Genomic DNA, 24593 nt, shown 5'->3' with positions numbered 1-24593 from the left:
CCCCCTGCCCATGACCCTAACCGACGAAGACCTGATCGCTCAGATGGCCCAGGGACAGCAAGACGCCCTGCGCGAACTGCATCAACGCTACGCCCCCTACCTGTTCAGTCTGGGTCGCCGGATGCTCCAGGACCCGACCGAGACGGAAAACTGCGTGCAGGACGCCTTCCTGAACGCCTGGAAGGCCGCCCTGAGGTTTGATCGGAACCTCGCGAGCGCCAAGACGTGGCTCGTGACCATCGCGCACCGCCGCTTCCTGCAGGCCCTGCGCGACCGGCCCGACACCGGCTACGCCATCGAGGACTGGGACTCACCCACCCGCAGCCCCGACCAGACCGACAAGATCATGGCCGAACGCGCCGTGTCCATCCTCACGCCCGACGAACGCCGCCTCGTGGAACTCGCGTACTACCAGGGGCACAGCCATGCCGAGGTCGCCGAGGTGACCGGCATCCCGCTCGGCACCGTCAAGACCCGCCTGCGCGCCGCCCTGGCCCGCATGAAAACCCACCTGGGAGGTGAATAGCAATGCTCGACCGACACCAACTCACCAGCGACCTGCTGGCGGACTACGCGCTGGGCTTCCTGAGCCCCGAGGAGGCCGCTGAGGTCGAGGCAGCGCTCGACCTTCACCCTCAGGCGCGCGAGGAACTCAACGCCTACCTGAACGGCCTGACGGACCTCGTCATGGACCTCGGGCCGTCCCCCGTCCCGGACGGCGCGGAAGACCGCCTCATGGCCCGCCTGAACGCCGACCTCGCCGCGCCCACCCACACCCGGGCGACCGCCGCACCCGCACCCCAGGCGGCCGCGCCAGCCCCCACGCCGCTGCAGGTCCCCGCGCGCCGCCCCTGGCTGTACCCGGTCCTCGCCGTCGCCGCCGCAGCCGCCCTGGCCGTCGTCCTGCTCCCCACCCTGCGCGGCACCCCGCACGACCTCGCGTACTACCAGCGCCAGCCGGGTTCCGTCACCACCCCTATCCGTACGCCTGCCGGACAGACCGTCGCGCAGGTCGTCCGCCTCACCGACGGGCACGCCTACGTCCGCATGCAGGCCAGCGTCCCCAGTGGCCGCGCGTACCAGGCGTGGAAGATCGAGAACGGCAAACCCGTCTCGCTCGGCCTGTTCAAAGGTCAGAACTACGTGGCCGCCCTGCCCGCCGGAACGGTCTTCGCCGTCACCGTCGAACCCGAAACCGGCAGCGACCAGCCGACCACCACACCGCTCTTCGCCAACGCCATCTGACCGCAAGGCACGACAGGGGCCGCCGATCACGCGATCGGCGGCCCCTTGATGTACCCGGACCCGGACGACAGGAGGGCCGCGCCTCGGCATGGCGCGGCCCTCCTGTTCACGGTCCGGACGGCATCCGGGTCATCCGGCTTTGATCCGGTTCCAGGGATGCCGGGAACAGCACCGGTGTCCCTTTCATCTCCTCAAAACCGTACTCGTCGGTGCTCGCGGCCGGGCGGCGGCTTCGCGTTCCGCTCAGCTGAATTTCAGGAGTTCAGCTCGAACCCGGATCAGTTGTGGCTGACGGTTTCCAGGCGCTCCAGGTACGCTTTCCCGCCTTCCAGTTCCGCCTCGAACCCGGCGGCCGGGCCGAACGCGAGCGTCTCGGCGAGCGTCTCGCTCATCAGGTATTCCTGCCACGCTTCGGCCGCCTCGCGCGCGTCGCCCTGCAGGTCCAGGTGCAGGCTGATGCGGTCCTGCACCTCGAAGCCCGCCTTCTTGCGGGCGTCCTGCACGCCGCGCACGAGGTCGCGGGCCAGGCCCTCCAGTTCCAGTTCGCGCGTCAGGGTGGTGTCGAACGCCACGAGGTACCCGGCCTCCTCCATGGCCGCGAAGCCCTCAGGTGATCTGGCGTCCACGAGCACCTCGTCCGGCCCCAGCTCGAAGCGCTCACCGGTGGGCGAGGTCACCTCGAACTGCCTGCCGTCGCGCACGAAGCGGGCGATCTCGCTGGCGTCGGCGGCCTGCAGCGCGGCACGCACCTGCGGGACGGCCTTGCCGAACTTCTTGCCGAGCAGCGGCAGGTTCGGACGCAGCACGTAACTGACGAGTTCCGTGAACTGGTCGATCAGTTCGACCTCCTTGACGTTCAGTTCCTCCTTGATCTGCTCCGCGAAGCGCCCCAGGGCCTGCGTCTGCTCGGCGCTGCGGGCGCGCAGCATGACCTTCGGGAGCGGCTGACGCTGGCGCATGCCGGTCTGTCCGCGCACGGCGCGGCCCAGGCTCACGACGCGCAGCACGGCGTCCATCTCGCCCACCAGCACGGGCGCGGCCAGCGCCTCGTCCACCACGGGCCACGCGGCGAGGTGCACACTCTCGGGCGCGCCGACGTCCACGGTCCGCACGAGATTCTGGTACAGCGTCTCCGCCAGGAACGGCGTGAACGGCGCGGTCAGGAGCGTCACGGTCTTCAGCGCGTGGTGCAGCGTGGCGTACGCGGCGGTGTCCACCTCGCCGCCCCTCATGCTCGCTCCGCTCGGGGCGTCGGGGGCGGCCCCGGCACCCGGAGCAGACCAGAACCGCCTGCGGTTGCGGCGCACGTACCAGTTGCTCAGGTCCTCCACCACGAAGTCCTGCAGGGCGCGGCTCGCGCCGGTCGGGTCGTAGTTCTCCAGCGCGGCCGTGACCGTGCCGGTCAGCGCCTGCACCTTCGCCAGCAGCCAGCGGTCCACTTCGGGCCGGTCCGCGGGGGCGGGCGCGGCGCTCAGGTCGGGCCGGTCGAGGTTCGCGTACAGCACGAAGAACGAGTACGTGTTCCACAGCGTCAGGAAGTGACTGCGGAACGCGTCGCCCACGAGGTTCATGCCGAAGCGGCGGCTCAGTTCGGGCGGCGCCGAGACGTACATGTACCAGCGGGCGGCGTCCGCGCCGAACTGCTCGAACACCTCCCAGGGGTTCACGATGTTCCCCTTGCTCTTGCTCATCTTCGCGCCCTTCTCGTCGAGGATGTGCCCGGAGCAGATGACGCTCTTGTACGCCACGCTGTCGAACACCATCGTGCCGATCTGGTGCAGGCTGTTGAACCACCCGCGCGTCTGGTCGATGGCCTCCGCGATGAAGTCGGCAGGGAAGCCGCCCTGCTCGAATTTTTCCCTGTTCTCGAAGGGGTAGTGGTGCTGCGCGAAGGGCATGCTGCCGCTGTCGTACCAGACGTCCATCACGTACGGCACGCGCCGGAACGTCTTGCCGCCGTCCTCGAAGGTGATGTCGTCCACGAAGGGCCGGTGTGGGTCGAAGTCGGGTCCCGTCAGTTCGGGACGGCCGCTCAGTTCGGCCAGTTCGGCGTAACTGCCGACCACGCGGTACTCGCCGTCCTCGCTTTCCCACACGGGCATCGGCGTGCCCCAGTAGCGGTTGCGGGACAGGTTCCAGTCGATCAGGTTCTCCAGCCACCCGCCGTAGCGGCCGTTGCGGATGTGCGCGGGGTGCCAGTCGATCGTCCCGTTCAGTTCGATCAGGCGCTCCTTCAGGCGGGTGTTGTTCAGGTACCAGCTCTCGGTCGCGTAGTACATCAGGGGCGTGCCGCAGCGCCAGCAGTGCGGGTAGGCGTGCAGGAAGTTCTTCTCGCGCCACATCAGGCCGCGCGCGCGCAGGTCGCGCACGATCTCGGTGTTCGCGTCGCGGAAGAACACGCCCGCCCACGGCCCGAAACGGTGCTTGCCCTCGCCGTCCACGCCCACGATCACCGGGAAGCCGTAGTTCCGCGCGAGGCGCATGTCGTCCTCACCGAAGGCGGGCGCCGTGTGCACGATGCCGGTCCCGTCACTGTCGGACACGTAGGTGTCCAGGCCCGCCATCCACACGGGTTTGCCTTCGCCCTCGGCTTCGTACGCCTCGGTGAAGAGGGGCTGGTACGCCACGCGCTCCAGCTCACTCCCCTTGAAGGTCTTCACGACCTCGGCGTCCTCGCCCAGCACCTCGTCCTTCAGGCTGGCGGCCAGGATCAGCACCCGGCCTTCCTTGTCGCGGGCGGCCACGTACTCGAAGTCCGGGTGGATGGCGACGCCCACGTTGTACGGCAGGGTCCACGGGGTGGTCGTCCACACCAGGAACGCCGCGCCGTCCGGCAGGCCCAGCGCGCCGGGGTCCGTCAGGGCGAACGGCACGTACACGCTCGGGTCCTGGATGTCCTTGTAGCCCTCGCTGACCTCGGCGTTCGACAGGGTCGTGCCGTCCTTCGGGCAGTACGGCGCCACGCGGAAGCCCTTGTACAGCAGGCCCTTCTCGTCGAGGTTCTTGACGCTCCACCAGATGCTCTCGATGTAGTCCCTGTGCAGCGTCATGTACGCGTCGTCCAGGTCCACCCAGTAGCCCATGCGTTCCGTGAACCTGCGCCACTCGGCCTCGTACTCGAACACGCTGGCGCGGCACTCGGCGTTGAATTTATCGATGCCGTACGCTTCAACCTCGCGTTTGCTGTTCAGGCCGAGTTTCTTCTCGACGCCCAGCTCGACCGGCAGGCCGTGCGTGTCCCACCCGGCCTTGCGCGGCACGTGGAAGCCCTGCATGGTCCGGAAGCGGGGAAAGAGGTCCTTGAAGCTGCGGGCCTGCACGTGGTGCACGCCGGGCTGCCCGTTCGCGGTGGGCGGCCCCTCGTAGAAGGTGAAGACGGGGCCGCCCCTCGTCTGCTCCAGCGAGCGCTCGAAGATGCGGCGGTCCTGCCACCACGCGAGGGTGTCCTGCTCCAGCGCAGGGAAGTTCGGGTTGCCCTGGACGGGCCGGAAGGGGGTGTGGGTGGTCATCGGAACTCCAGTGAGGTGGGGGAGGGGGCGGGTCGGGGTGCGGACGGAACGCGGCGGGGAGCGGGGGTCACCCGCGCCGGAATGCCTGCCCCGAGGAGTGACGCCAGCGGCCACAGGGGCGTGCGGCGCGGGCTGGTGCGGCTGGACCTGCTGAGCATGACTTCACCTCCGGGGCGGGACGCTCTGAGGAGCGGTGGGCTGCTGCGGGCGGGGCGGCGTGCCAACGGGAACGGCGCGCCCCAGCGTGTGTGCTGGGACGCGCCGCAGGTCTGCGTGAGCGTGGTACCACCCAACTTCGCCGCGCTGCCCGGCATACCGGGCGAGGCTGGCCTCGTCGTGACCCTCTGCCGGGGGGCGTCCGGACGGGTCTACTGCGCTCCCCGTGGGGGGCGGTTCTTCCGTCGGCGCGGGAGGTGATCTTCGGTGCTCGCGGCTGGCGTCAGGCTCTCACCGTCCCTGACTCGCTCGTGCTGCCCTGCGTGCCCTACTGTCCTCACGTTCGCCTGCATTGCCGCCCGGACAGACCGGGCTGCCCTCATGGTAGGCCGCCCGCCGAGCGCAATGCAAGCACGCCCGGCCCGTCCACCGACCCGCCCCGCCCTGCCTGCCGGAGCGGCCCACCGTGCCCCGCGAAATGCTCTAGGGTGTGGGCCGTGCTCGCGCCAGACCACCTGCCCTCCCCGGACGTGCTGCTGTACGGCCTGCCGCTCGCGTTCCTGGCGGGCTTCATCGACGCGGTCGCGGGCGGGGGCGGCACCATCACGCTCCCCACCCTGTTCCTGATGGGCCTGTCGCCTGCGCACGCCGTGGCCACCAACAAACTCCTCGCGATCTTCGGGTCCGGCAGCGCCACCCTGCAGTACGGCCGGGCCGGGCACATCGAGTGGCGACTCGTGCGGCCCCTCGTGCCGCTCGCCCTGGCAGGCTCCGCGCTCGGCGCGTACCTCGTGCACTTCGTCAACCCGGACGCGTTCCGGACGCTGGTGGCCGCCGTGATCCTCGCGGTCGGCGCGCTCGTCCTCGCCAACAAACGCTTCGGACTGGAGGACCGCTACCCGGGCCTGACGGCGCGCGTGCTCGCCACGACCCTGCCGGGCGCCCTGCTGATCGGCGTGTACGACGGGCTGCTCGGGCCGGGCACCGGCACCTTCCTGATGTTCCTGTTCACGCTCGCGGGCTTCAACCTCGTGCGGGCCAGCGGGAACGCGCGCGCCATCAACTTCGCCACGAACCTCGGCGCCTTCGTGTACTTCCTGCTGGGCGGACAGATGGTCTTCTGGATCGGCCTGCCGATGGGGGCCGCGAACGCGGCGGGCGCCTTCGTGGGGGCCAGGATGGCGATGCTGCGCGGGAGCGCCTTCGTGAAATGGATGTACGGCGTGATCGTGCTGCTCGTCGCCGCGCGCCTGCTGATCCACTGAAACGGCCCGGACAGCACGGCATTCATAATTTCTTCATTCTAGGCGTTCTGGCCGCGCCAGCACAGCGATTACTTCACATCACCTCGCCCTGACACACGGGTGCTTCAGTGGCCCGCGTGACGCACCTCACCCGCACCCTCCTCCTCCCGCTCACCCTGATGGCGCTCACCCCATCCGCCCTCGCCACCGGCATTCGCGGCACGCTCGGCAACCCCGGCGACGTCGCCCGACTCATGGGCCGCACCGACAGCGTCTTCGTGCTGTTCGGCAGCTTCACGCAGAGTTCCGTCGTCGGACGCGGCGAACTCAAGGACGGCCAGTTCTTCCTCGACATCCCCGACCGGCAGGCGCTCAAGCTGCAGCCCTTCGAAGCCTGCGACGGCGTGAGCCCCAGCCAGCCGATCCGCGTGTACCAGACGGAAACCATCCTGCTGTACAACCAGCAGCTCAACCGCGCCATCGGGCCGCTCATCCAGGCGGACAGCGCCAAGGACCCCACCCTCGTCGTCCGCTGGATGTACAGCGACCGTCCCGCCACCGTCTCCGGCCGCTGCACCGGCCTCAACACCCGCTACGACCTGACCCTCAAGGCCGGCTGGAACGCCGTGCTCGCCGCGACCAGCGCCAGCGGCATCGGGCAGACGTACACCAACGTCCACCAGGCCCTCCCGTACTGGCTGAACGGCGACTTCCGCTTCGACAGGGCCCGCAGCACCCTGCCCGCCGCGTTCTTCGACGCGCCGCGCACCCTGACCCGCTGACACCGTACGTCCCCCTCCAAACGTGCCCGTCACCGCCTTGAGGGCCGCCAGGACACGGCAGAATGACCGCATGAGCGAACTCAGGACAGCCATCGTGGCCGGCGGATGCTTCTGGTGCACCGAAGCGGTCTTCCTCGACGTGAAGGGCGTGCAGCGCGTCGAGAGCGGGTACATCGGCGGGCAGGTTCCCGACCCCACCTACAAGCAGGTGTGCGGCGGCGCGACCGGGCACGCCGAAGCGATCCGCGTCACGTACGACCCGGCCGTCCTCAGCTACCGGGACCTGCTCGGCATCTTCTTCGCCACGCACGACCCCACCCAGCTGAACCGTCAGGGGTACGACACCGGCACCCAGTACCGCAGCGCCGTCTTCTACGCGACCCCGGAGGAGAAGGCCGAAGCGCAGGCCGTCATGGACGACATCACCCGGCAGGGCGTGTTCGACGCGCCCGTCGTGACGACCCTGGAGCCCGCCACGACCTTCTACGTCGCCGAAGATTACCACCAGAACTACTACGCGCAGAACAAACTGCAGCCGTACTGCATGGCCGTCATCACGCCCAAGGTCTCCAAGTTCCGCAAGCAGTTCACGGACCGCCTCAGGAGCGCCTGAGCCTCGATTGAGCTGAACTTCGGGAGTTCAACCGGACAGACAGAGAGCGGCCCCGCCATTCATCTGGCGGGGCCGCTCTGTTCTGTGGGTCGTGCCGGGTCCGGTCAGCCGCGCGTGACGGTGCGTTCCAGTTCGGCGATCGCTTCCTCGTACAGCACCTGCGACAGCTGCGGGAGCAGCGCGAGGTACAGGGCCGCCCGTTCGAGGGTGGCGTGGGTGGACTGGTGGTTCCAGCCCTGGCCTTCCGCCAGCAGCAGCACGCGCCCGCCCTCGATCAGAAAGCGGACCCGGCCCTCGGCGTTTCTGGTGTCGCTGAGGTGACGCGTCATGGGTGAAGTGTACGCCCGCCGCACATGAGGATGCACGGGAAAACCTTACGGTTCACCCATGCAGCGCCCCCACCCCGGGGTTTGCACGCAGTCTAGAATGCTCTCATGTGTGCTCGTTCCGGCCCCTCACACGTGCACCCAGGCACGGTGCGTGTCGTGCCCGTCCACGCGGGGGTGCGGGACGCCGTGCTGGCCCTCCGGGCGCACCCGGAGCAGGAGCAGTTCTCGGGCCGCATGCCGGACCTGCTGCTCATGGCCGAAGACGCGCCGCAGTCCGAGGCGATGGCCGTCCTCGTGCGGGACGCGGACGGGGACGAAGTCGTCATCGGGTACTACCGGCTGGACTTCGTGCTGGGCGCCGTCGCCTTCCGCGACTTCGGGCGGCCCACCGTGGGCCTGCGCGGGTACTTCATCGGCGCGCCCTGGCAGGGGAGGGGCCTCGGGACGGCCGCGACGCGCGCCATGATCCGCGATCTGCAGGAACGCCACCCCGGCATTCACCTGCTCGCCCTGAGCGTCAACGTCCGCAACCCCGCCGCGCGGGCCGTGTACGCCCGCGCGGGCTTCGTGACCGACCCGGAACTCTACCTGGGCGGCGCGGCCGGACCGCAGCACGTGATGCTGCTCGACCTGACCACTGCGAATCAGGTCACGCAGGCCCCCCGCCCGGACTGATACACTGCCCCGTCATGAGTGCCGCCCCGCCCGCCCACACGCTCTCGGTCGCCCCGATGATGGACTGGACCGACCGGCACTGCCGCGCCTTCCACCGCCTGCTGTCACGGCACACGATGCTGTACACCGAGATGGTCACGACCGGCGCCCTCCTGCACGGCAACGTCGCCCGGCACCTGGACTACAGCGCCGAGGAGCATCCCGTCGCCCTGCAGCTCGGCGGGTCCGATCCGGCCGCCCTGGCAAGCGCGGCCCGCCTGGGCGCCGAGTGGGGCTACGACGAGATCAACCTCAACGTCGGCTGCCCCAGTGACCGCGTGCAGAACGGCTCGTTCGGCGCGTGCCTCATGGCGACGCCGCACGTCGTCGCGGACGCCGTCGCCGCCATGCGCGCCGCAGTGGACGTGCCCGTGACCGTCAAGCACCGCATCGGCATCGACGACCTCGACAGCTACGAGCACCTGCACCACTTCCTGACGACCGTCAGCGCCGCCGGGTGCGACACCTTCATCGTGCACGCCCGCAAGGCGATCCTGAAGGGCCTCAGTCCCAAACAGAACCGCGAGATCCCCCCCCTGCGCTACGAGGTCGTGCAGCGCGTCAAGCAGGACTTCCCGCACCTGACGGTCGTCCTGAACGGCGGCGTCAAGACCCTGGACGACACGCGGGCGCACCTGACGTGGGCGGACGGCGTGATGATCGGCCGCGAAGCGTACCAGCACCCCTACCTGCTCGCCAGCGTCGACCGCGAAGTCTTCGGGCAGGACACGCCGTCCCCCACGCGCCGCGAGGTGATCGAAGCGTACCTGCCGTACGTCGAACGGATGCTCGCGCAGGACGTGTACCTCAGTCACCTGACGCGCCACATCCTCGGCCTGTTCGCCGGTCAGTCCGGCGCGCGCCACTGGAAACGCACGCTCAGCGAACGCTCCCACCTGCCGGGCGCGGGCGTGGAAGTCATCCTGGACGCCATGGCCGGCATCCCGGACGGCGCGCTCGACGCCCGCCCCGGCGAAACGAAACTGCAGGAACCCGCCGCCGTCTGAGCGACCTCAGCTGCCCCGCCGCACCGAGAGGACTGCGGCGTGGCTGAAGTCCCGGACGTTCACGCGCACGAACCATCCCAGGCGTGCAGACCGGCGCGGATGCGGAGGACTGACGGCACACGGTCCGCGCTGCGTCACGATTCTCTCCTCTGCGTCAAGGCGGGGAGTCGGGTCAGGCACGACACCCGGAGCGTACAACCGGAACTGCACCTCTGCCACCGGATCTGCGGGTCATACGGTTTTGAGGAGGTGGAAGGGATGTCGGTGCTTTTCCCGGCATCCCTGGAATCGGATCAAACCCGTACCTGTTGGTCCCCTTGTCGCTCGGCTGAACTTCAACAGTTCAGCTCAAAACCGGGTCAGTCCTGCACCCACTCGCGCGCCAGCCATTCCGCGTGCGGCATGCCGGAACGCCGGATGCCGTCCTGCACGGCACGCACGTCGTACGTGACCCGCCGGAACTGCACGGTGCCCGGACGGTCCCCGGGGCGGTCGAGCAGCAGGTACTCGGCGCGGCTCACGTTCACGTACCCGTTCCCGCGCCGCTCGAACGGCAGGCCGACCGAGCCGGGGTTCAGGAGTCGCCAGCCGTCCAGCGTGCGGAGGGTGGCGGTGTGCGTGTGCCCGCCCACCCAGTCCGGTACGGAAGGGTACGCCTCGCGCAGCTGTGCCAGCCGTTCGGGCGGCGTGTCCGGCCCGAGCGCCTCGCGGCATGACGCGGGCGATCCGTGGTACGCGAGCAGGCCCGGCAGCGTCACCGTCCCCTGAAAGGTCCCGAGCACGCGCAGGTCCTCCGAGTTCAGCTGGGCGCGGTTCCACTCCCCGATCTCCCAGATGGCCCGCTCGTCCGGGAAGCCGCGCGGCACGAAGGTACTCCCGTGCAGCAGGTCCTCGTCGGCGTTGCCGAGCACCACGGGGCACCCGAGTTGCGCCACGGCCTGCAGGCACTCGCGCGTCCACGGACCGCCTGTCGCCACGTCGCCCAGGCACAGCAGCGCGTCCGGCGCGTGACGCCGCATGTCGGCCAGGGCGGCCTCCAGAGCGGGCAGGTTGCCGTGCACGTCCCCGAACACCGCGAGCCGCACCTCCGCGTGCCCGGCGGGCCGGGGGGCGCTCACCGCTCGCCCTGCACACACGGCCCGCCCGGCCCGTCAGCACCTTCCGCCATGGTCCTCCCCCCGTCCTGAGATATCCGCACTCCGGTTCAGTGCGCCTGGGCTTGGGTGCGTCTGGGCCTCAGTGCGTCTGGGCCTCAGTGGGTCTGGGTGCTGCCGCTGCCGGTCATCATCAGGCCCAGCTGCGTTTCGGTCGCGTCTCGGGCGGCCACCTCGCCCGCGATCTGCCCCTCGTACATCACGAGGATGCGGTCGGCGAGGTTCATGACCTCACCCAGGTCGGCGCTCACGAGCAGCACCGCGAGGCCCTGATCGCGCGCCTTCACGATCTGCCCGTGAATGAACTCGATCGCGCCGATGTCCACGCCGCGCGTCGGCTGGCTCGCCACGAGGATCTTCGGGTCCTTGCGCATCTCGCGCGCCACGATGATCTTCTGCGCGTTGCCGCCCGAGTACCGGCCCGCCTGCAGCGACGCGCTGCGGGGCCGCACGTCGAAGGTCTCGGACAGTTCACGCGCGTTCGCCTGAATGCGCTCCAGGTCGAGGAAGCCGAGCGTGCCTGCGAACGGCGCGCGGTCCTGCTCGCCCAGGATGAAGTTCTCGGCGGTGGTCATGTCGAGCACCAGGCCGCGCTCGTTGCGGTCCTCGGGCACGTGGCTGAGGCCCGCGAGGCTCACGTTGCGCGCGCCGCGCACCTCGCGCCCCAGGTACGTGATGCGGCCCTGGTACGGGTGCAGGCCCGTGATGGCCTCCACCAGTTCGCTCTGCCCGTTGCCTTCCACGCCCGCGATCCCCACGATCTCCCCGGCGCGCACCTGGAAGCTCACGCTGTTCACGGCGGGCTTGCCGTGCGTGCCGGGGATGGTGACGCCCTGCACGTCGAGCGCCACGTCGCCGGGCCGCGCCTCCTGCTTCTGGACGCGCAGCACGACCTCGCGGCCCACCATCATGCGGGCGAGCGTCTCGGTGGTGGCGCCCTCGGTGGGGATGGTGCCGATCATCCTGCCGTCCCGGATGACGCTGATCTCGTCGCTGATCTGCAGCACCTCGTGCAGCTTGTGCGAGATGAAGATCACGCTGTTGCCGCTCCTGGCGTAGTTGTTCTTCAGGAAGTCGAACAGTTCGTCCGTCTCGCTGGGCGTGAGCACGGCGGTCGGCTCGTCGAGAATCAGGATGCGCGCGCCACGGTACAGGGTCTTGAGGATCTCGACCTTCTGCTGCAGGCCGAGCGGGAGGTCCTCGATGCGCGCGTCGGGGTTCAGGTCGAAGCCGAACTGCTCGATGAGTTCCGCCACGCGGCGGCGCGCGCCCGCGAAGTCGATGCTGGTCCCGTTGGTGGGTTCGGACCCCAGGATGACGTTCTCGGTCACGGTGAGCGGTTCGACGAGCATGAAGTGCTGGTGCACCATGCCGATCCCGAGCGCGATGGCGTCCTTCGGGTCGCTGAGCGTGACGGTCTGTCCGTCCACGAGGATCTCGCCGCTGGTGGGCGGCTGCATGCCGTACAGGATCTTCATGAGGGTGGATTTGCCCGCGCCGTTCTCGCCGCACAGGGCGTGCACGCTGCCCCACTTGACGGTCATGCTGATGTTGTCGTTCGCCAGCACCAGCGGGAAGCGCTTGGTGATGCCGCGCAGCTCAATCGCGTCGGCCGAACGGTGGTTGGAAACCTGAGTCATGAGGGCCAGTCTACCCAATCCCTGCCGCGTCGGCACGCGGCCCACGGCCCCCAGGCGGGACGCGTGCCGCTTCAGTGCAGGAAGGCGCTCACGAACGTCACGACGAGCGCCCCCAGGCACATGCCGACACTGGCGGCCGCGCCGCTCAGGTCGCCGTCCTCGCGCGCGCGTGCCGTACCTATCCCGTGCGACACTGCCCCGAGCGCGATGCCGCGCGCCACGTGCGACCGCACGCCGAGCCGCTGCAGCAGGCCCGGCAGCAGCACCGCGCCGATCAGTCCCACGATGATCACGAACGCGGCCGCCAGGGACGGCGCGCCGTGCAGCCGCTCGCTGATGGCGTACGCGACGGGACTCGTGACGGCGTCCGTGCCGAGCGCGAGCCGCACGTCGCGCGGGGCGTGCAGCAGCGCCCCGCCCGCCAGGCCCACCATGCTCGACACGAAGGTGCCGACCACGCCGCCCAGGAACACGGCCCGCCACGCGCGCCGGATCAGGACGCGCTGCCGGTACAGCGGCACGGCGAGCGCCACCACGGCAGGCGTGAGCAGCGCCGAGACGGGCCGCGTGTCCGCGCTGTACGACGCGTACGTGGTGCCGCTCAGCAGCAGCAGCGGCACCACGATCACGCACGCGATCAGGGTGGGGTTCGCGGCGGGCCGCCGCACCCTGAGCTGCACCAGCGTCCCCAGCGTGAACGCGAGGAGCGTCACGGCCAGCCACGTCACGGGACGCTTCTCCCGATCTGAACGTCCGGCTGTCCGGCGTTCAGGTGCTCGGCCTCCAGGGCGTGCAGCTCGTCGCCGCCCAGCCGGGACGCGAGCAGGCCCGCCACCGCCCCGCCGATCAGCACGCCGGCCGCCATCACGAGCAGCCAGCCGGGCCACGCGCGCCACGCGCCCAGGTACTCGACCACGCCCACCGCCGCAGGGACGAACAGCAGGCTCAGCAGGCCCAGCAGGCCGTCCGCCGCCAGTTCCACCCACTCCAGCCGCACCCACCGCAGCGACAGGGCCAGCAGCAGCAGGATCAGGCCCAGCACCGATCCCGGCAGCGGCAGGTGCAGCACGGTCGCCGCGCCCTGCCCCAGCGCCGCGAAGCCGCACAGCAGCCCCAGCCCCAGCACGGCCCGCTGTACGGGCGATGCCGGTGGCGCGGGCCGTGCCGTCACGCCTCCCGGTCCTCCGCCTGCGCGGCCCCGATGCGGCGCGTCATGCCGCGCACGACCTGCTTGGCGTGCCTCGCGACGCGCGGCATGAACTCCCGGTAGTCCACGTTCGCGCCGCCGTCCGCCGTGTCCGACACGCTGCGGATCACCACGAACGGCACGCCGTGACGGGCGCACACCTGCGCGACCGCCGCGCCCTCCATCTCCGCGCACGCCGCGCCGAACGTCTCCCACAGCCACCGCACCTTGTCCGGCGACGCCACGAACACGTCGCCGCTCACCACGCGGCCGCCCGTCACGTTCACGTCCGGCACCTCGTGCGCCGCCTCCAGCGCCAGGGCCTGCAGCGTCCCGTCGGCGGGCCATGCGAGCGTCTCGCCGGGAATCTCCCCGAGCGGGTACCCGAGCGGCGTGACGTCCACGTCGTGCTGCACGCAGTCGGTGGACACCACGATGTCCCCCACCCGCAGCTGCGGGTGCACGCCGCCCGCCACGCCCGTGAACACCACGCGCGACGCGCCCGACACGAGCAGGTACGTGGTCGTCATGGCGGCGTTCACCTTGCCGATCCCGCCGACCGTCACGAGCACGTCCACGCCGTCCAGGCGGCCACGGTGCAGCGTCACGCCCGGAAACGACAGCTGGGCGGGGCCGTCGAGTCCCCGGGTGTCGAGGTCCGCGAGCAGCAGCTCGACTTCTTCGTTCATTGCGCCAATGATGCCTAACATGCGCCGAGTCTACAGGCGGGCAGGCGCACACACCTGACACCGTGCGGGGAACCGTGTGGGCGCGGCCCGTCCAGACGCCGCCCGGGTGGCAGGGGAGACGCGCGGTATGCTGCGCGCATGAGTGCCCCCAGCTTCCTCCTGACGCCCGACGAGCTGCGTCACCGCGACAGCAGCAAATGGCAGAAGTACCCGGCGGACGTGCTGCCGCTCTGGGTGGCCGACATGGACTACGCGGTGTCGCCGTTCATCACCGCGGCCCTGCAGGATCGCCTCACGCGCGGCCTGGGGTACTTCCAGCTGCAGGACGAACCGCAGATGGCGGCCCTCCTGCGCGCCAGGTTGGCGGGACAGGGCGTCACGGACCTGCCGGACGGCGGCGTGCGTTCCCTGCCGGGCGTCGTGCCGGGCCTGTACGCGGCCGTGCTGGGCCTCACCGCGCCCGGCGACGACGTGATCAGCATGACGCCCATCTACCCGCCGTTCATGTCCGCCGTCCGTGACCACGGCCGGAACCTGCGCGCCGCGCCGCTCGCGCAGACGACCGCCGGATGGACGATCGACTGGGGCGCACTGGAGGCCGCCGTGACGCCTCAGACGCGTCTCTTCATGCTGTGCCATCCGCACAACCCGACCGGGCGCGTCTGGACGCGCGCCGAACTGGAACGCCTCGCGGACTTCGTGCTGCGCCACGACCTGCTCGTCGTGACGGACGAACTGCACGCCGACCTCACGTACCCCGTGGACGGCGTGCAGGTGCCGCACACGGCCTTCGTGAGCGTGAACGCCGCGCTGCGCGAACGGACCGTGACGCTCACCGGCCCGTGCAAAGCCTACAACACGGCGGGCCTAGGGATCGGTGCGGCCGTCAGCCACGCCACTCCGCTGCTGGACCGCATGGGGCGCGCCACGGCCGGCGTGCTGGGGCACGCGTCGGCGCTCAGCATGACGATGTGGGAGGCGGCGCTGGAGGGCGGCCGCCCCTGGCTGGACGCGGTGCTCGCGCAGCTCCTGCAGAACCGCGACCTGCTCACGGCGCGGCTCGCGGCGGAACTCCCGTGGGTGGGGTACCACGCGCCTGAAGCGACGTATCTCGCGTGGCTGGACTTCCGCGCGCACCCGCGCCACGCGGACATTCACGCGTTCCTGCTGTCGGAGGCCCGCGTGGCCCTGAACGACGGCCCGACCTTCGCGCCGGACGCGCAGGGCTTCGTGCGCCTGAATTTCGCGACGAGCCCCGCCATCCTGAACGACGCCATCGACCGGATCGTGGCCGCCTGTCGCCTGCCGGACGCCTGAGCGTCCCTTCCCCCAGTCGGGGGGGGTACGGCTGGAGGCCGTGCAGCACGCCTGTTTTGTCCGTGCGTTCAGGTGCCCGCACACGACCGGGGCAGGCATGATAATCATGTGATGACTCCATGAGCATCCTCCCGTCGCTGCTCCTCAACTTCACCCTCCTGATCACGCTCGCGCACGTCTGCGCGACGGCGTTCACGGTGGAGCGCGGTGCGTCCCTGCCGCTGCGACACTCGCTGCTCGGCCTGCTCTCCGCCCTGATGCTCATCGGCTTTCCCGGCCACTCGGCCGAAGGGTACCCGCTCGACCTGCGCCTCATCCCGCCCGCCTTCGTGATGATGGGCTTCGGGCCGCGCTACGCCGTGCCCGTGTACCTCGTGCTGCTCGTGTCCGGCCTGCTCTGCGAACGCAGCGTCCTGTCCGTCCCCGTCGTCGGTGCGGCCCTTACGCTCGGCCTGGCGTGGCTCTTCTGGCACCGGGAACAGAGCCTGCGCTGGAAGGTCCCGCAGATGCTCGCGTACGCCGTTGCCTGCACCGTCCCCGTGCTGCTGCGCCCCGGCGAGCCGCTCACCCTCGCCGGGGACGCCCTCCCGCTGCTCGGCGTGAACGTCCTGAGCTTCGTGGCGGTCAGCTGGGTCCTCACGTCCAGGCTGCGCCTCATTCAGCTCACCTGGAAGCTCCGCGACCTCGCCAACACCGACCTCCTCACCGGCCTCAGCAACCGTCGCCTGTACGAACGTGACCTGCGCCGCATGAGCGTCGGCAGCCACCTGATCCTCCTCGACCTCGATCACTTCAAACGCGTGAACGACACGTACGGGCACGCCACCGGCGACGAGGCCCTCAAGGTCGTCGGCGCCCTCCTCGGCTCCATGCAGACCGAGCACCTGCGCGCCTACCGCATCGGCGGCGAAGAATTCGCCGTGATCCTCGAAGGCAGCACCGAACGCGTCATGGAGGACCTCGCCCACACCCTCCTCGACCGCATCCGCGTGGCCCGCGTCACCCTGCCCGCCGCCGCGTACGCGTCCGGCGACCGACGCCGAACCCTGCGCCTCACGTCGTCCATCGGCGTGGCGAGCCTGGGTGACCCGCGCGACCACATCCAGATGTTCCGCCGCGCCGACGAGGCCCTCCACCAGTCCAAGGAGGAAGGCCGCGACCGCGTCACGCTCGCCCGCGCCGCCAGCAGCACCTCCCCGCCCGTCGCCACGCCCGCCGCTCCCCTCAGCGCCTCCACCACCACCATCGAGGTCCGGCCCGGTCAGGGCGGCCGCCATGCCCTCATGTCCGCCCTCCTCGACACGCTCACCGAACTGAACGAGGACCGTGATCTCACCCCCGACGACTACCAGCGCCTGCTGGAGTCCGGCATTCTCGCCGTGCCCGGCGCCGAAGCGGGCACCGTCACCGTCCTCGACCACGGCGGTTTCCGCATCGTCGCGCAGCTCGGCTTCCGCGACGAGATTCTCGGCAACGCCTTCGGCCCTGTCGGGCAGCGCGACTGGTACGGTGGCCGCGACGAGGACTACCTCACGGGCCGCCCCCGCATCCTCACGGACGTCCCCTCCCGCCAGCCGCACGACCACCGGCTCGTGGTGTGCAACATCAACGGCATCCGCGCCAACATCTGCGTGCCCGTCGTGGTGGGCGGCCAGGTGATCGCGCAGCTCAACCTCGACAACCTCGAACGCACCGACGCCTTCGGCGCGGAATCCCTGGACGTCGCCCGCCTGTTCGGACGGCAGATGTCGGCCCTGCTCTCCACCCAGCAGCTGCGGCACGAACGCGTGGCCCTGCAGCGCACGCTCTCCGACCTGCACGCCCTCGCCGCCGCCCTGCAGACCACGCCCACCCGCACGGCCGCCGTGACGGAATTCGCGGAGCACCTGTGCGCCTCCTTCGAGGGCGACGGCGTGCAGGTGTACGAACTCGGCGCGCTCGGCCTGGACGTCATCGCGTCGTCCGGTGTGGTGCCGCCCCAGCAGCGCAGCCTGCTGCCCGGCAGTGGCGTCGCCTGGACGTGCGTGCAGGAACGCCGCCCCATGCTGCTGCCCGCCGTGCGCGCCGACGAACCCGGCTACGCGCCCGCCATGTCCGGCCCGCAGAGCCTCCTGCTGCTCCCACTGCACGCGCACACGCCCGCCGACGCCGAACCGAACGCCAGCGGCGCCGCGCCCACCTGGGGCCTCCTCGCCATCACTCGCCCCGCCACGCGCCCCTTCACGCCCACCGACCAGGGACACGCGCAACGCTTCGCGGAACTGCTCGGCACGGCCCTCGCGCGCATCGAACCGCACGCCCGGCCCGGCCTGCAGGAACACGGCCGCCACAACCCCCGCGCCTGAACGAGAGCGCGCCCCTCAGCGGGCGACCGCCCGGAACGGCCCAGGCCGCCGCCGACCCCACGTGACCGGAAGCGCCTGGAGTTCCTTCTCGTTCCACTCGGATCGAACCCGCACACCGCGAGGGATTCGACCGGAATCCGTTTCAGAGGCGCGTGAGGTTCGCGAACTTCACGAGGAGCTTCTTCGCGCCCGCCGCCGGGAAGTGCACGGTGACCTCCTGCTTGTCCCCGACGCCCGCCACGGCCAGCACCTGCCCCTCCCCGAACTTCGGGTGCGTGACCTTCTCGCCGCCCCGGTAGCTCAGCTCGCCGGTCAGGGGGCTGGTGTTCTTGACGGAACTGCCGAGCGGTGCGTTCCCGCCCGGCTGGGGGCGCGCGGGCACGGTCGGACGGTAGTCGCGCCACGTCTTCTGCCGGTACTCCTGTACCTGCCCGTACTGGTCGACCGTGTCGAAGCCGCCCTGCAGTTCCTCCAGGAAGCGGGAGTCCTCGGCGGCGTTCGTCTTGCCGTACTGCATGCGGTTCTGCGCGGCCGTCAGGAAGAGGCGCTCCATGGCGCGCGTGATGCCCACGTAGAACAGGCGGCGTTCCTCCTCGATGCCGCCCGGCTCTGCCAGCGCGTTCTTGCTGGGCAGCAGGCCCTCCTCGGTCCCGACGATGAACACCGCCGGGAACTCCAGGCCCTTGGCGTTGTGGAGTGTCATGAGGGTCACGGCGTCCTCGGGCACGCCGTCGTTCTCGCGTTTCACCCGGCCGTCGTCCACGCTGGACAGCAGGGCCGCGTCGTCCAGGAAGTCCGCGATGGTGCCGCCCTCGTGTTCCGCCTGCCATTCCTCGGCGGCGTTCACGAGTTCTTCGAGGTTCTCGAGCCGTACCGCGCCCTCCTGCCCCTCCTGGCGGAGCAGGTCCACGTACCCGCTCGTCTCGATCACGTAGCGCAGGAAGCCGCCGGGCGTGTAGTTTTCGGCAGCGTCCGAGAAGGCGCTCATCAGAGCCGCGAACTCGGTGGCCTTGTTCGCGCCCCGGTCGAGGATCCCGTCTGCGTTCGCGCAGGCGGTCAGGACGGACGTGCCGTTGATGCGCGCCCAGTCCATCAGGCGCGTGAGGGCCGTGTCGCCGATGCCGCGCTTGGGTCGCCCGATGATGCGGCGCAGCGCCACGTCGTCCGACGGGTTGATGCTCAGGCGCGCGTACGCGAGGATGTCGCGGATCTCGCGCCGGTCGTAGAAGCCGACGCCGCCCACGATCTTGGCGGGGATGTTCACGCGCCGCAGGCTTTCCTCCATCACGCGCGACTGGGCGTTCGTGCGGTACAGGATGGCCATGTCGCTGAAGCGGCGGCCCTCGTGGTGCAGGCGCGTCACCCATTCGGCCACGAAGTCACCCTCGGCGCGGTGGTCGTTCGCGCGGTGGAAGTACACGGCGTGCCCGTCGTCCTTGACGGGCTTGAGGGTCTTCTCGAGGCGTTCGGTGTTGTGCTCGATGAGGGTGTTGGCGAGGCCCAGCACGCGGGCCGACGACCGGTAGTTGTGCTCCAGGCGGTACACCTTCGCGTCCGGGTAGTCCTTCTGGAAGTCGAGGATGTTCTGGATGTCCGCGCCGCGGAACTTGTAGATGCTCTGGTCCGGGTCGCCCACCACCAGCAGGTTCCGGTCGCGGCTGGCGAGCAGGCGCGTCAGTTCGTACTGGGCCTTGTTGGTGTCCTGGTACTCGTCCACGTGGATGAACACCGCGCGGTCCTGCACGCGGTTCAGGACGCCTGGCACCTCCTGGAACAGCCGGACCGTCTCGGTGATCAGGTCCCCGAAGTCGATGGCGTTCTGCGCCTTCTTGCGGGCCTCGTAGCGCCGGAAGACTTCGGCGGCCGCCTCGCGCGGCAGGCCGCTCAGGTAACGTTCGCCGCGTTCGAGGTCGGCGGCCGTCAGCAGGTTGCTCTTGGCGCGGTCGAGGATGCCGCGCAGCACGCGCGGGTTGGTGTCCGGCCCCACCCCCGGCACGCTGCCCATGACTTCCTTGATGATGTCGAGCTGGTCGTCGTCGTCGTAGATCACGAAACCGCGCTGCAGGCCGATGTACTCGCCGTACGCGCGCAGGATCCGCACCCCGGCGGAGTGGAACGTGCTCATCCACAAGCTGTTCGCGCCCTCGATGAGGTGCCCGGCGCGTTCGCGCATCTCGGCGGCGGCCTTGTTGGTGAAGGTCACGGCGAGCACCTGGTCCGGCTGCACCCCGTAATGCCGGATGAGGTGCGCGATGCGGTAGATGAGGGTGCGGGTCTTGCCGCTGCCCGCCCCGGCGATCACGAGAGCGGGGCCGGTGAAATGGTCGGCCGCCTGGGCCTGGTTGGGGTTGAGCTGCTGGAGGAGGTCTGAACCGGAGGTCACGCGTGAATTGTAGCGCCCCCTCTTACGTTCCCGGCGTAACCCAGGCGGGGGTATGCGCGGCAGCAGGCCCGGCACGGTGCGGCTGCGGGGCCGGGCGGCGCTACACTGCGCGCATGCGTCTGTCCACCACCGACATCTATGCCTTCCAGTCCCTGGGCTACCTGGGGGCCCAGTACCAGGGGACGGACGAGCCGGAACGCTGGATCTCCAGTGACGAGATCAGCGAGCACACCCACATCGCACGCCCGTACCTCGTGCGGATCCTGGCGGCCCTGACCGCCAAGGGCGTCATCCGCTCCAAGAAAGGCATCGGGGGCGGGTACGCGCTGGCCCGAAAGCCGCGCCTCATCAGCCTGTGCGAGGTGGTGCGCGCCGTGGACGGCCCGGTCGCGCCACTGTCGTGCATCTCGCTCAACTGGGGCGAGCACTGCGTGGAGGAGGACCGCTGCCACGCGCGCAACACGGTGTACAAGCGCATGCGCGACGCGATGCTCAGCGTGCTGCAGGAATTCAGCGTGGAGGACCTCGTGATCGACGCGCGGCAGGGCGTGAGCTACGGGAACTGCCTGGAGCACCTGCTCCGCCCCAACGTCTGATCCGACCTTCCGGGAGGTGCACGGAAGTCGCACCTGTCTCTCCCCGGTTTACTCGGGCGAACCCTGCACAGACCGGGGGAGTTCACCGGAATCTGTCTGAACCGGGCGGCATGCGGTGGGTGCTGGCGGTGGGCGCGGGTGGCGACGCCGGCCGGGGCGGGATGGGGGAGGGTGGGCGTCCCTCACCGGGTTGCAGTGTGTGGGATGCGCCGGGCCGCGAAATGCAGACAAGTTGATGATTTTTGTCTCTTAGATGGTGTACCTTTTTCATCAGTGATGAAGACTGACCTCTCGGCCCTCAAATTCAACCAGATCACCGTCGTCACGGTGACGGCCGTGGCCCTCGTGCTGCGGCAGCCGTGGCTGGCGGCGCTGCTCGGCGCGGCCATGCTGTTCGGCGCGGTCAACCCGGCCCTCAGCCCCATGAAGGCCCTGTACCGTACGCTCGGCCCGGCCTTCGGTCTGAAGCCCGAGATCGTCGACGAGACGCCCGAAGCGCACCACTTCGCGCAGGGCGTCGGCGGCGTGTTCCTGCTCGCGTCCGGCGTCAGCGGCCTGCTGGGCCTGGGCAGCCTGAGCGTCGTGCTCGGCGTGATCGTGATCGCGCTCGCCCTGCTGAACCTCACGGCGCACATCTGTGTCGGCTGCCTGATGTACTTCCAGTACCGCATGCTCCGCTACCGCCTCAGCCGCTGAACCCTCCCCCCACACACCTGCACCCCAGCGCCACCCACCGGAGTCCACCATGTCCGACATCGAACGCCTGAAGAAAGAGAAGCCGCCCTTCGACATCATCGACGACATTCACGTCTACGCCCGCGAGGGCGTCATCGACCCCGAGTGGATCGACATGCTGAAGTGGTACGGCGTGTACCCCCAGAAACCCCAGGAGGACGGCTTCCTGATGATGCGCGTCAAGGTGCCCGGCGCGACGTACACCGCCGACACCCTCCGCGAGATCGCCAGCATCTCCGAGGACTATGCGCGCGGCACGCTCGACGTGTCGGACCGGCAGGCCTTCCAGTTCCACTGGCTCACCATCCAGGACATCCCCACCATCTTCACGCGCCTCGAGAAGGTCGGGCTGCACACGCGCGGCGCCTGCGGCGACACGGTGCGCGCCGTTATCAGCAGCCCGATCGCGGGTCTGGACGCCGCAGAGGTGATGGACGTGTCCGCCCTCGCGAACGACCTCGACCGTGAACTGTCCGGCAACCCGGCGTTCGGCGACCTGCCCCGCAAGTTCAAGATCAGCATCACCGGTTCTCCCGAACTCGAAGGCATTCACCTCATCAACGACATCGGCTTCCTGGCGCACGAGGTGAACGGCGAGGTCGGCTTCGACGTGTGGGTCGGCGGTGGCCTGGGTGCCGTCGCGCACCTCGCGCGCCGCCTCGGGGTGTTCGTGAAGCAGGACGAGGTCGTGGAGGTCGCCATGGCCATCGCGGGCGCGTACCGTGACCACGGCTACCGCCAGAACCGCAAGAAGTCCCGCCTGAAGTACCTCATCAAGGACCTCGGGCCGGAGAAGTTCCGCGAGATCGTCGAGACCGAGTACCTGAAGCGCCCCCTGCAGGACGGCCCGGCCGCGCCCGTCGCGCGCTTCGGCGGCAACGACGTGCTCGGCGTGCGCGACCAGAAGGGCGGCGGCAGCTACGTGGTCGTGGCGACCACCGTGGGCCGCATCAGCCCCGAGAAGGCCCGCGCGCTCGCGGACCTGTCCGAACGGTACGGCAGCGGCGAACTGCGCAACACGCCCTTCCAGAACATGCTCATCCCGAACGTGCAGGACCCGGCCGCCCTCAGCGCCGAACTCGCGGCGCTGGACCTCGCGCCGAACACCGGCATGCGCGGCACCACCATCGCCTGCACCGGCACGCAGTTCTGCCGCCTCGCACTCACCGAGACCAAGGCCCGCACCGCAGGTCTGATCGACCACCTCGAAGCGGGCGGTCTCGCGCTCCCGCAGCTGCCCGTCACCATCAACCTGACCGGCTGCAGCAACGCCTGCACCCGCTATCAGGTGGCGGACCTGGGCTTCATGGGATCGCTGCGCAAGAACGCGGACGGCGTGGAGGAAGAAGCGTACGGCGTGCACCTCGCGGGCGGCATCGGGCACGCGCAGCGGCTCGGCGCGAAGCTGAAGGGCGTCGTGCTCGCGCGTGACCTGGACACGTACACCGCGTCCGTCCTGAGCGACTACAAGCAGAATGCCCTCCCGGACGAGACCTTCGCGGACTTCGCGGACCGTGTCGGGCACGACCGCTTCGTGCCTGACGCCGTGCTCGGCACCGGCAAGGCCCCGGTGAACGCGTGAGCGGCGTCACTCCTCCCGCCGAGGGGCGCGTGGTGTGGTTCACGGGTCTGTCCGGCGCGGGCAAGAGCACCCTGGCGACCGCGCTGCACGAGCGCCTGGTGGCGCGCGGCGAACGCGTCGAACTGCTGGACGGGGACGCCGTGCGCGAGAACCTGAGCAAGGGCCTGGGCTTCAGCAAGGCCGACCGCGACACCAACGTGCGCCGCATCGCGTTCGTGGCGGGCCTGCTTGCCCGGCACGGCGTGACGGTCCTCGTGAGCGCCATCAGCCCGTACCGCGACACGCGCGACGAGGTGCTCGCCGCCCTCCCCAACACGGTGGAAGTGTTCGTGGACGCGCCGCTGTCGGTCGTGACGGACCGCGACGTGAAGGGCCTGTACCTGAAGGCCATCGCGGGCGAGATCCCGCACTTCACGGGCGTCAGCGACCCCTACGAGGCGCCGATCAGCCCGGACCTGCACCTGCGCACCGACCTGAAAAGCATCGACGCCTGCCTGAACGAACTGCTCACCCACCTGGGGGTTCACGATGTCACCCACGCTTGAAGCGCTTCCCTCCCACGACCTGACCCCCGCCCGCGAGGCCGCGGCGCAGCAGGGCGAATTCCGGCCGGACAGCGATCCCACCGAGGTGATCCGCTGGGCGCTCGCGGCGCACCCGGACCTCGTGATGCCGAGCGCCTTCAACCTGAACGGCGTGGTGCTCCTCGACCTCGCCGCGCGTGCCGGGTACGTGGGCGACGTGCTGTTCGTGGACACCGGGTACCACTTCCCGGAGACGCTCGCCACCCGCGACGCGCTCGCCGCCCGCTACCCGCAGATGAACTTCGTGACGCTGAATGCCGGAGCGAGCCCCGACGACGGGCAGACGCCCGACACCCTGTACGCCAGCGACCCGGACGCCTGCTGCGCCGTTCGCAAGGTCGCGCCGCTGCAGAACCACCTGCGGGCCGTGAACCCGTCCGCGCTGCTGAACGCCCGCAGTCGCGAGCAGACGAGCGACCGCGCCGACATCCCCTACGTCGAGGACGGCGGGTCGCGCCGCAAGATCAACCCGCTCGCGTACTGGACCCGCGAACGCCTCGAAGCGTACGCCGAAGCGCACGACCTGCCCGTCAACCCCCTGTACCACGACGGTTTCCTGAGCGTCGGCTGCTGGCCCTGCACGCGCGCCGTCAAGCCCGGCGAGGACAGCCGTGCCGGACGCTGGGCCGGGAAAGGCAAGACCGAGTGCGGCCTGTGGGCCGGAGACAACCGCCTCTGAACGACCGGGAGAGGCCCGCGCCCGCGCTGCTCTCGTATTGATTTTTTTTCGCCGGATAGTTGACCGAGTCTGTCCACAACTCACCGCCCGCTCACCGCTCCCCG

The 24593-nt window shown here is 70.0% G+C and carries 22 protein-coding genes; 14 read left to right on the top strand and 8 right to left on the bottom strand.

The window, feature by feature from the left end; genetic code table 11:
* The first annotated feature begins 10 nt into the window (after nucleotides 1–10).
* Complete coding sequence (locus IEY33_RS02650; protein ID WP_229670698.1) at nucleotides 11–526, top strand: sigma-70 family RNA polymerase sigma factor; 516 nt, start codon at nucleotides 11–13, stop codon at nucleotides 524–526.
* Between the two features lie 2 nt (nucleotides 527–528).
* Complete coding sequence (locus IEY33_RS02645; RefSeq protein ID WP_188960645.1) at nucleotides 529–1245, top strand: anti-sigma factor; 717 nt, start codon at nucleotides 529–531, stop codon at nucleotides 1243–1245.
* A gap of 278 nt (nucleotides 1246–1523) precedes the next feature.
* Here the strand turns inward: IEY33_RS02645 and ileS are convergent, their stop codons facing one another.
* A complete protein-coding gene (gene ileS / locus IEY33_RS02640; protein WP_188960644.1) occupies nucleotides 1524–4754 on the bottom strand; it encodes an isoleucine--tRNA ligase in 3231 nt (1076 codons plus the stop codon).
* A 671-nt stretch (nucleotides 4755–5425) separates the two neighbouring features.
* Here ileS and IEY33_RS02635 point away from each other — a divergent pair.
* The 3 genes from IEY33_RS02635 to msrA all read left to right on the top strand — a co-directional run bounded on the left by IEY33_RS02635 (nucleotide 5426) and on the right by msrA (nucleotide 7549).
* Nucleotides 5426–6175 (top strand): TSUP family transporter, encoded by a 750-nt coding sequence (locus IEY33_RS02635; protein WP_188960963.1) that lies wholly within the window; start codon nucleotides 5426–5428, stop codon nucleotides 6173–6175.
* 116 nt (nucleotides 6176–6291) lie between these two features.
* On the top strand, nucleotides 6292–6936 hold the full coding sequence (locus IEY33_RS02630) for a hypothetical protein (protein ID WP_188960643.1): 645 nt from the start codon (nucleotides 6292–6294) through the stop codon (nucleotides 6934–6936).
* 70 nt (nucleotides 6937–7006) lie between these two features.
* Nucleotides 7007–7549 carry a peptide-methionine (S)-S-oxide reductase MsrA gene (gene msrA / locus IEY33_RS02625; protein ID WP_188960642.1) on the top strand — a complete coding sequence of 181 codons (543 nt, stop codon included), beginning with the start codon at nucleotides 7007–7009 and terminating at the stop codon, nucleotides 7547–7549.
* Between the two features lie 104 nt (nucleotides 7550–7653).
* Here the strand turns inward: msrA and IEY33_RS02620 are convergent, their stop codons facing one another.
* On the bottom strand, nucleotides 7654–7878 hold the full coding sequence (locus IEY33_RS02620) for a hypothetical protein (protein ID WP_188960641.1): 225 nt from the start codon (nucleotides 7876–7878) through the stop codon (nucleotides 7654–7656).
* A gap of 105 nt (nucleotides 7879–7983) precedes the next feature.
* Between IEY33_RS02620 and IEY33_RS02615 the strand changes: the two genes are divergently transcribed.
* Together IEY33_RS02615 and dusA are read left to right on the top strand one after the other, a co-directional pair.
* Entirely contained in the window at nucleotides 7984–8553 is a 570-nt protein-coding gene (locus tag IEY33_RS02615; RefSeq protein ID WP_188960640.1) for a GNAT family N-acetyltransferase, read from the top strand.
* Between the two features lie 14 nt (nucleotides 8554–8567).
* Nucleotides 8568–9599 carry a tRNA dihydrouridine(20/20a) synthase DusA gene (dusA, locus tag IEY33_RS02610; protein ID WP_188960639.1) on the top strand — a complete coding sequence of 344 codons (1032 nt, stop codon included), beginning with the start codon at nucleotides 8568–8570 and terminating at the stop codon, nucleotides 9597–9599.
* A gap of 359 nt (nucleotides 9600–9958) precedes the next feature.
* Here the strand turns inward: dusA and IEY33_RS02605 are convergent, their stop codons facing one another.
* From IEY33_RS02605 to IEY33_RS02585, 5 genes are all read right to left on the bottom strand, one after another.
* Nucleotides 9959–10717: a metallophosphoesterase family protein gene (locus IEY33_RS02605; RefSeq protein ID WP_229670697.1), complete on the bottom strand. Its 759-nt coding sequence runs from the start codon at nucleotides 10715–10717 to the stop codon at nucleotides 9959–9961.
* A 134-nt stretch (nucleotides 10718–10851) separates the two neighbouring features.
* Entirely contained in the window at nucleotides 10852–12393 is a 1542-nt protein-coding gene (locus IEY33_RS02600; RefSeq protein ID WP_188960638.1) for an ABC transporter ATP-binding protein, read from the bottom strand.
* A 71-nt stretch (nucleotides 12394–12464) separates the two neighbouring features.
* Complete coding sequence (locus IEY33_RS02595) at nucleotides 12465–13121, bottom strand: LrgB family protein (RefSeq protein ID WP_188960637.1); 657 nt, start codon at nucleotides 13119–13121, stop codon at nucleotides 12465–12467.
* Entirely contained in the window at nucleotides 13118–13564 is a 447-nt protein-coding gene (locus tag IEY33_RS02590; protein WP_188960636.1) for a CidA/LrgA family protein, read from the bottom strand. Before IEY33_RS02590 ends, IEY33_RS02595 begins: the two co-directional genes overlap by 4 nt.
* Nucleotides 13561–14289, bottom strand: a complete 729-nt coding sequence (locus tag IEY33_RS02585; RefSeq protein WP_188960635.1) for a 5'-methylthioadenosine/adenosylhomocysteine nucleosidase — start codon at nucleotides 14287–14289, stop codon at nucleotides 13561–13563. Before IEY33_RS02585 ends, IEY33_RS02590 begins: the two co-directional genes overlap by 4 nt.
* 117 nt (nucleotides 14290–14406) lie before the next feature.
* Between IEY33_RS02585 and IEY33_RS02580 the strand changes: the two genes are divergently transcribed.
* Together IEY33_RS02580 and IEY33_RS02575 are read left to right on the top strand one after the other, a co-directional pair.
* On the top strand, nucleotides 14407–15585 hold the full coding sequence (locus tag IEY33_RS02580) for a MalY/PatB family protein (RefSeq protein WP_188960634.1): 1179 nt from the start codon (nucleotides 14407–14409) through the stop codon (nucleotides 15583–15585).
* Nucleotides 15586–15704: 119 nt separating this feature from the next.
* On the top strand, nucleotides 15705–17930 hold the full coding sequence (locus IEY33_RS02575; protein ID WP_188960633.1) for a diguanylate cyclase: 2226 nt from the start codon (nucleotides 15705–15707) through the stop codon (nucleotides 17928–17930).
* Between the two features lie 142 nt (nucleotides 17931–18072).
* Here the strand turns inward: IEY33_RS02575 and IEY33_RS02570 are convergent, their stop codons facing one another.
* On the bottom strand, nucleotides 18073–20313 hold the full coding sequence (locus IEY33_RS02570) for an ATP-dependent helicase (protein WP_188960632.1): 2241 nt from the start codon (nucleotides 20311–20313) through the stop codon (nucleotides 18073–18075).
* A gap of 113 nt (nucleotides 20314–20426) precedes the next feature.
* Between IEY33_RS02570 and IEY33_RS02565 the strand changes: the two genes are divergently transcribed.
* From IEY33_RS02565 to IEY33_RS02545, 5 genes are all read left to right on the top strand, one after another.
* Nucleotides 20427–20909 (top strand): Rrf2 family transcriptional regulator, encoded by a 483-nt coding sequence (locus tag IEY33_RS02565; RefSeq protein WP_188960631.1) that lies wholly within the window; start codon nucleotides 20427–20429, stop codon nucleotides 20907–20909.
* 276 nt (nucleotides 20910–21185) lie between these two features.
* On the top strand, nucleotides 21186–21605 hold the full coding sequence (locus IEY33_RS02560; RefSeq protein WP_188960961.1) for a DUF4395 family protein: 420 nt from the start codon (nucleotides 21186–21188) through the stop codon (nucleotides 21603–21605).
* A 49-nt stretch (nucleotides 21606–21654) separates the two neighbouring features.
* The gene (locus tag IEY33_RS02555; RefSeq protein ID WP_188960630.1) at nucleotides 21655–23226 is read left to right on the top strand and encodes a nitrite/sulfite reductase; all 1572 of its coding nucleotides are present in this window, start codon (nucleotides 21655–21657) and stop codon (nucleotides 23224–23226) included.
* Complete coding sequence (gene cysC, locus IEY33_RS02550; protein WP_188960629.1) at nucleotides 23223–23771, top strand: adenylyl-sulfate kinase; 549 nt, start codon at nucleotides 23223–23225, stop codon at nucleotides 23769–23771. The genes IEY33_RS02555 and cysC overlap by 4 nt, the downstream gene beginning before the upstream one ends.
* Nucleotides 23755–24489: a phosphoadenylyl-sulfate reductase gene (locus IEY33_RS02545; RefSeq protein WP_188960628.1), complete on the top strand. Its 735-nt coding sequence runs from the start codon at nucleotides 23755–23757 to the stop codon at nucleotides 24487–24489. Before cysC ends, IEY33_RS02545 begins: the two co-directional genes overlap by 17 nt.
* The last annotated feature ends 104 nt before the right edge of the window (nucleotides 24490–24593 follow it).

Origin of the sequence: Deinococcus aquiradiocola, assembly GCF_014646915.1 — a bacterium.
GTDB lineage: Bacteria > Deinococcota > Deinococci > Deinococcales > Deinococcaceae > Deinococcus > Deinococcus aquiradiocola.
This window is presented reverse-complemented; position numbering and strand designations above follow the sequence as displayed.

Bases quoted from the DNA above. Each gene is read 5' to 3' on its own strand.
- IEY33_RS02580 (WP_188960634.1), top strand. From the start codon at position 14,407: ATGAGTGCCCCCAGCTTCCTCCTGACGCCCGACGAGCTGCGTCACCGC.
- IEY33_RS02650 (WP_229670698.1), top strand. From the start codon at position 11: ATGACCCTAACCGACGAAGACCTGATCGCTCAGATGGCCCAGGGACAG.
- msrA (WP_188960642.1), top strand. From the start codon at position 7,007: ATGAGCGAACTCAGGACAGCCATCGTGGCCGGCGGATGCTTCTGGTGC.
- IEY33_RS02645 (WP_188960645.1), top strand. From the start codon at position 529: ATGCTCGACCGACACCAACTCACCAGCGACCTGCTGGCGGACTACGCG.
- IEY33_RS02565 (WP_188960631.1), top strand. From the start codon at position 20,427: ATGCGTCTGTCCACCACCGACATCTATGCCTTCCAGTCCCTGGGCTAC.
- dusA (WP_188960639.1), top strand. From the start codon at position 8,568: ATGAGTGCCGCCCCGCCCGCCCACACGCTCTCGGTCGCCCCGATGATG.
- IEY33_RS02560 (WP_188960961.1), top strand. From the start codon at position 21,186: ATGAAGACTGACCTCTCGGCCCTCAAATTCAACCAGATCACCGTCGTC.
- IEY33_RS02545 (WP_188960628.1), top strand. From the start codon at position 23,755: ATGTCACCCACGCTTGAAGCGCTTCCCTCCCACGACCTGACCCCCGCC.
- IEY33_RS02585 (WP_188960635.1), bottom strand. From the start codon at position 14,289: ATGTTAGGCATCATTGGCGCAATGAACGAAGAAGTCGAGCTGCTGCTC.
- IEY33_RS02600 (WP_188960638.1), bottom strand. From the start codon at position 12,393: ATGACTCAGGTTTCCAACCACCGTTCGGCCGACGCGATTGAGCTGCGC.
- IEY33_RS02575 (WP_188960633.1), top strand. From the start codon at position 15,705: ATGAGCATCCTCCCGTCGCTGCTCCTCAACTTCACCCTCCTGATCACG.
- IEY33_RS02555 (WP_188960630.1), top strand. From the start codon at position 21,655: ATGTCCGACATCGAACGCCTGAAGAAAGAGAAGCCGCCCTTCGACATC.
- IEY33_RS02620 (WP_188960641.1), bottom strand. From the start codon at position 7,878: ATGACGCGTCACCTCAGCGACACCAGAAACGCCGAGGGCCGGGTCCGC.
- IEY33_RS02615 (WP_188960640.1), top strand. From the start codon at position 7,984: ATGTGTGCTCGTTCCGGCCCCTCACACGTGCACCCAGGCACGGTGCGT.
- ileS (WP_188960644.1), bottom strand. From the start codon at position 4,754: ATGACCACCCACACCCCCTTCCGGCCCGTCCAGGGCAACCCGAACTTC.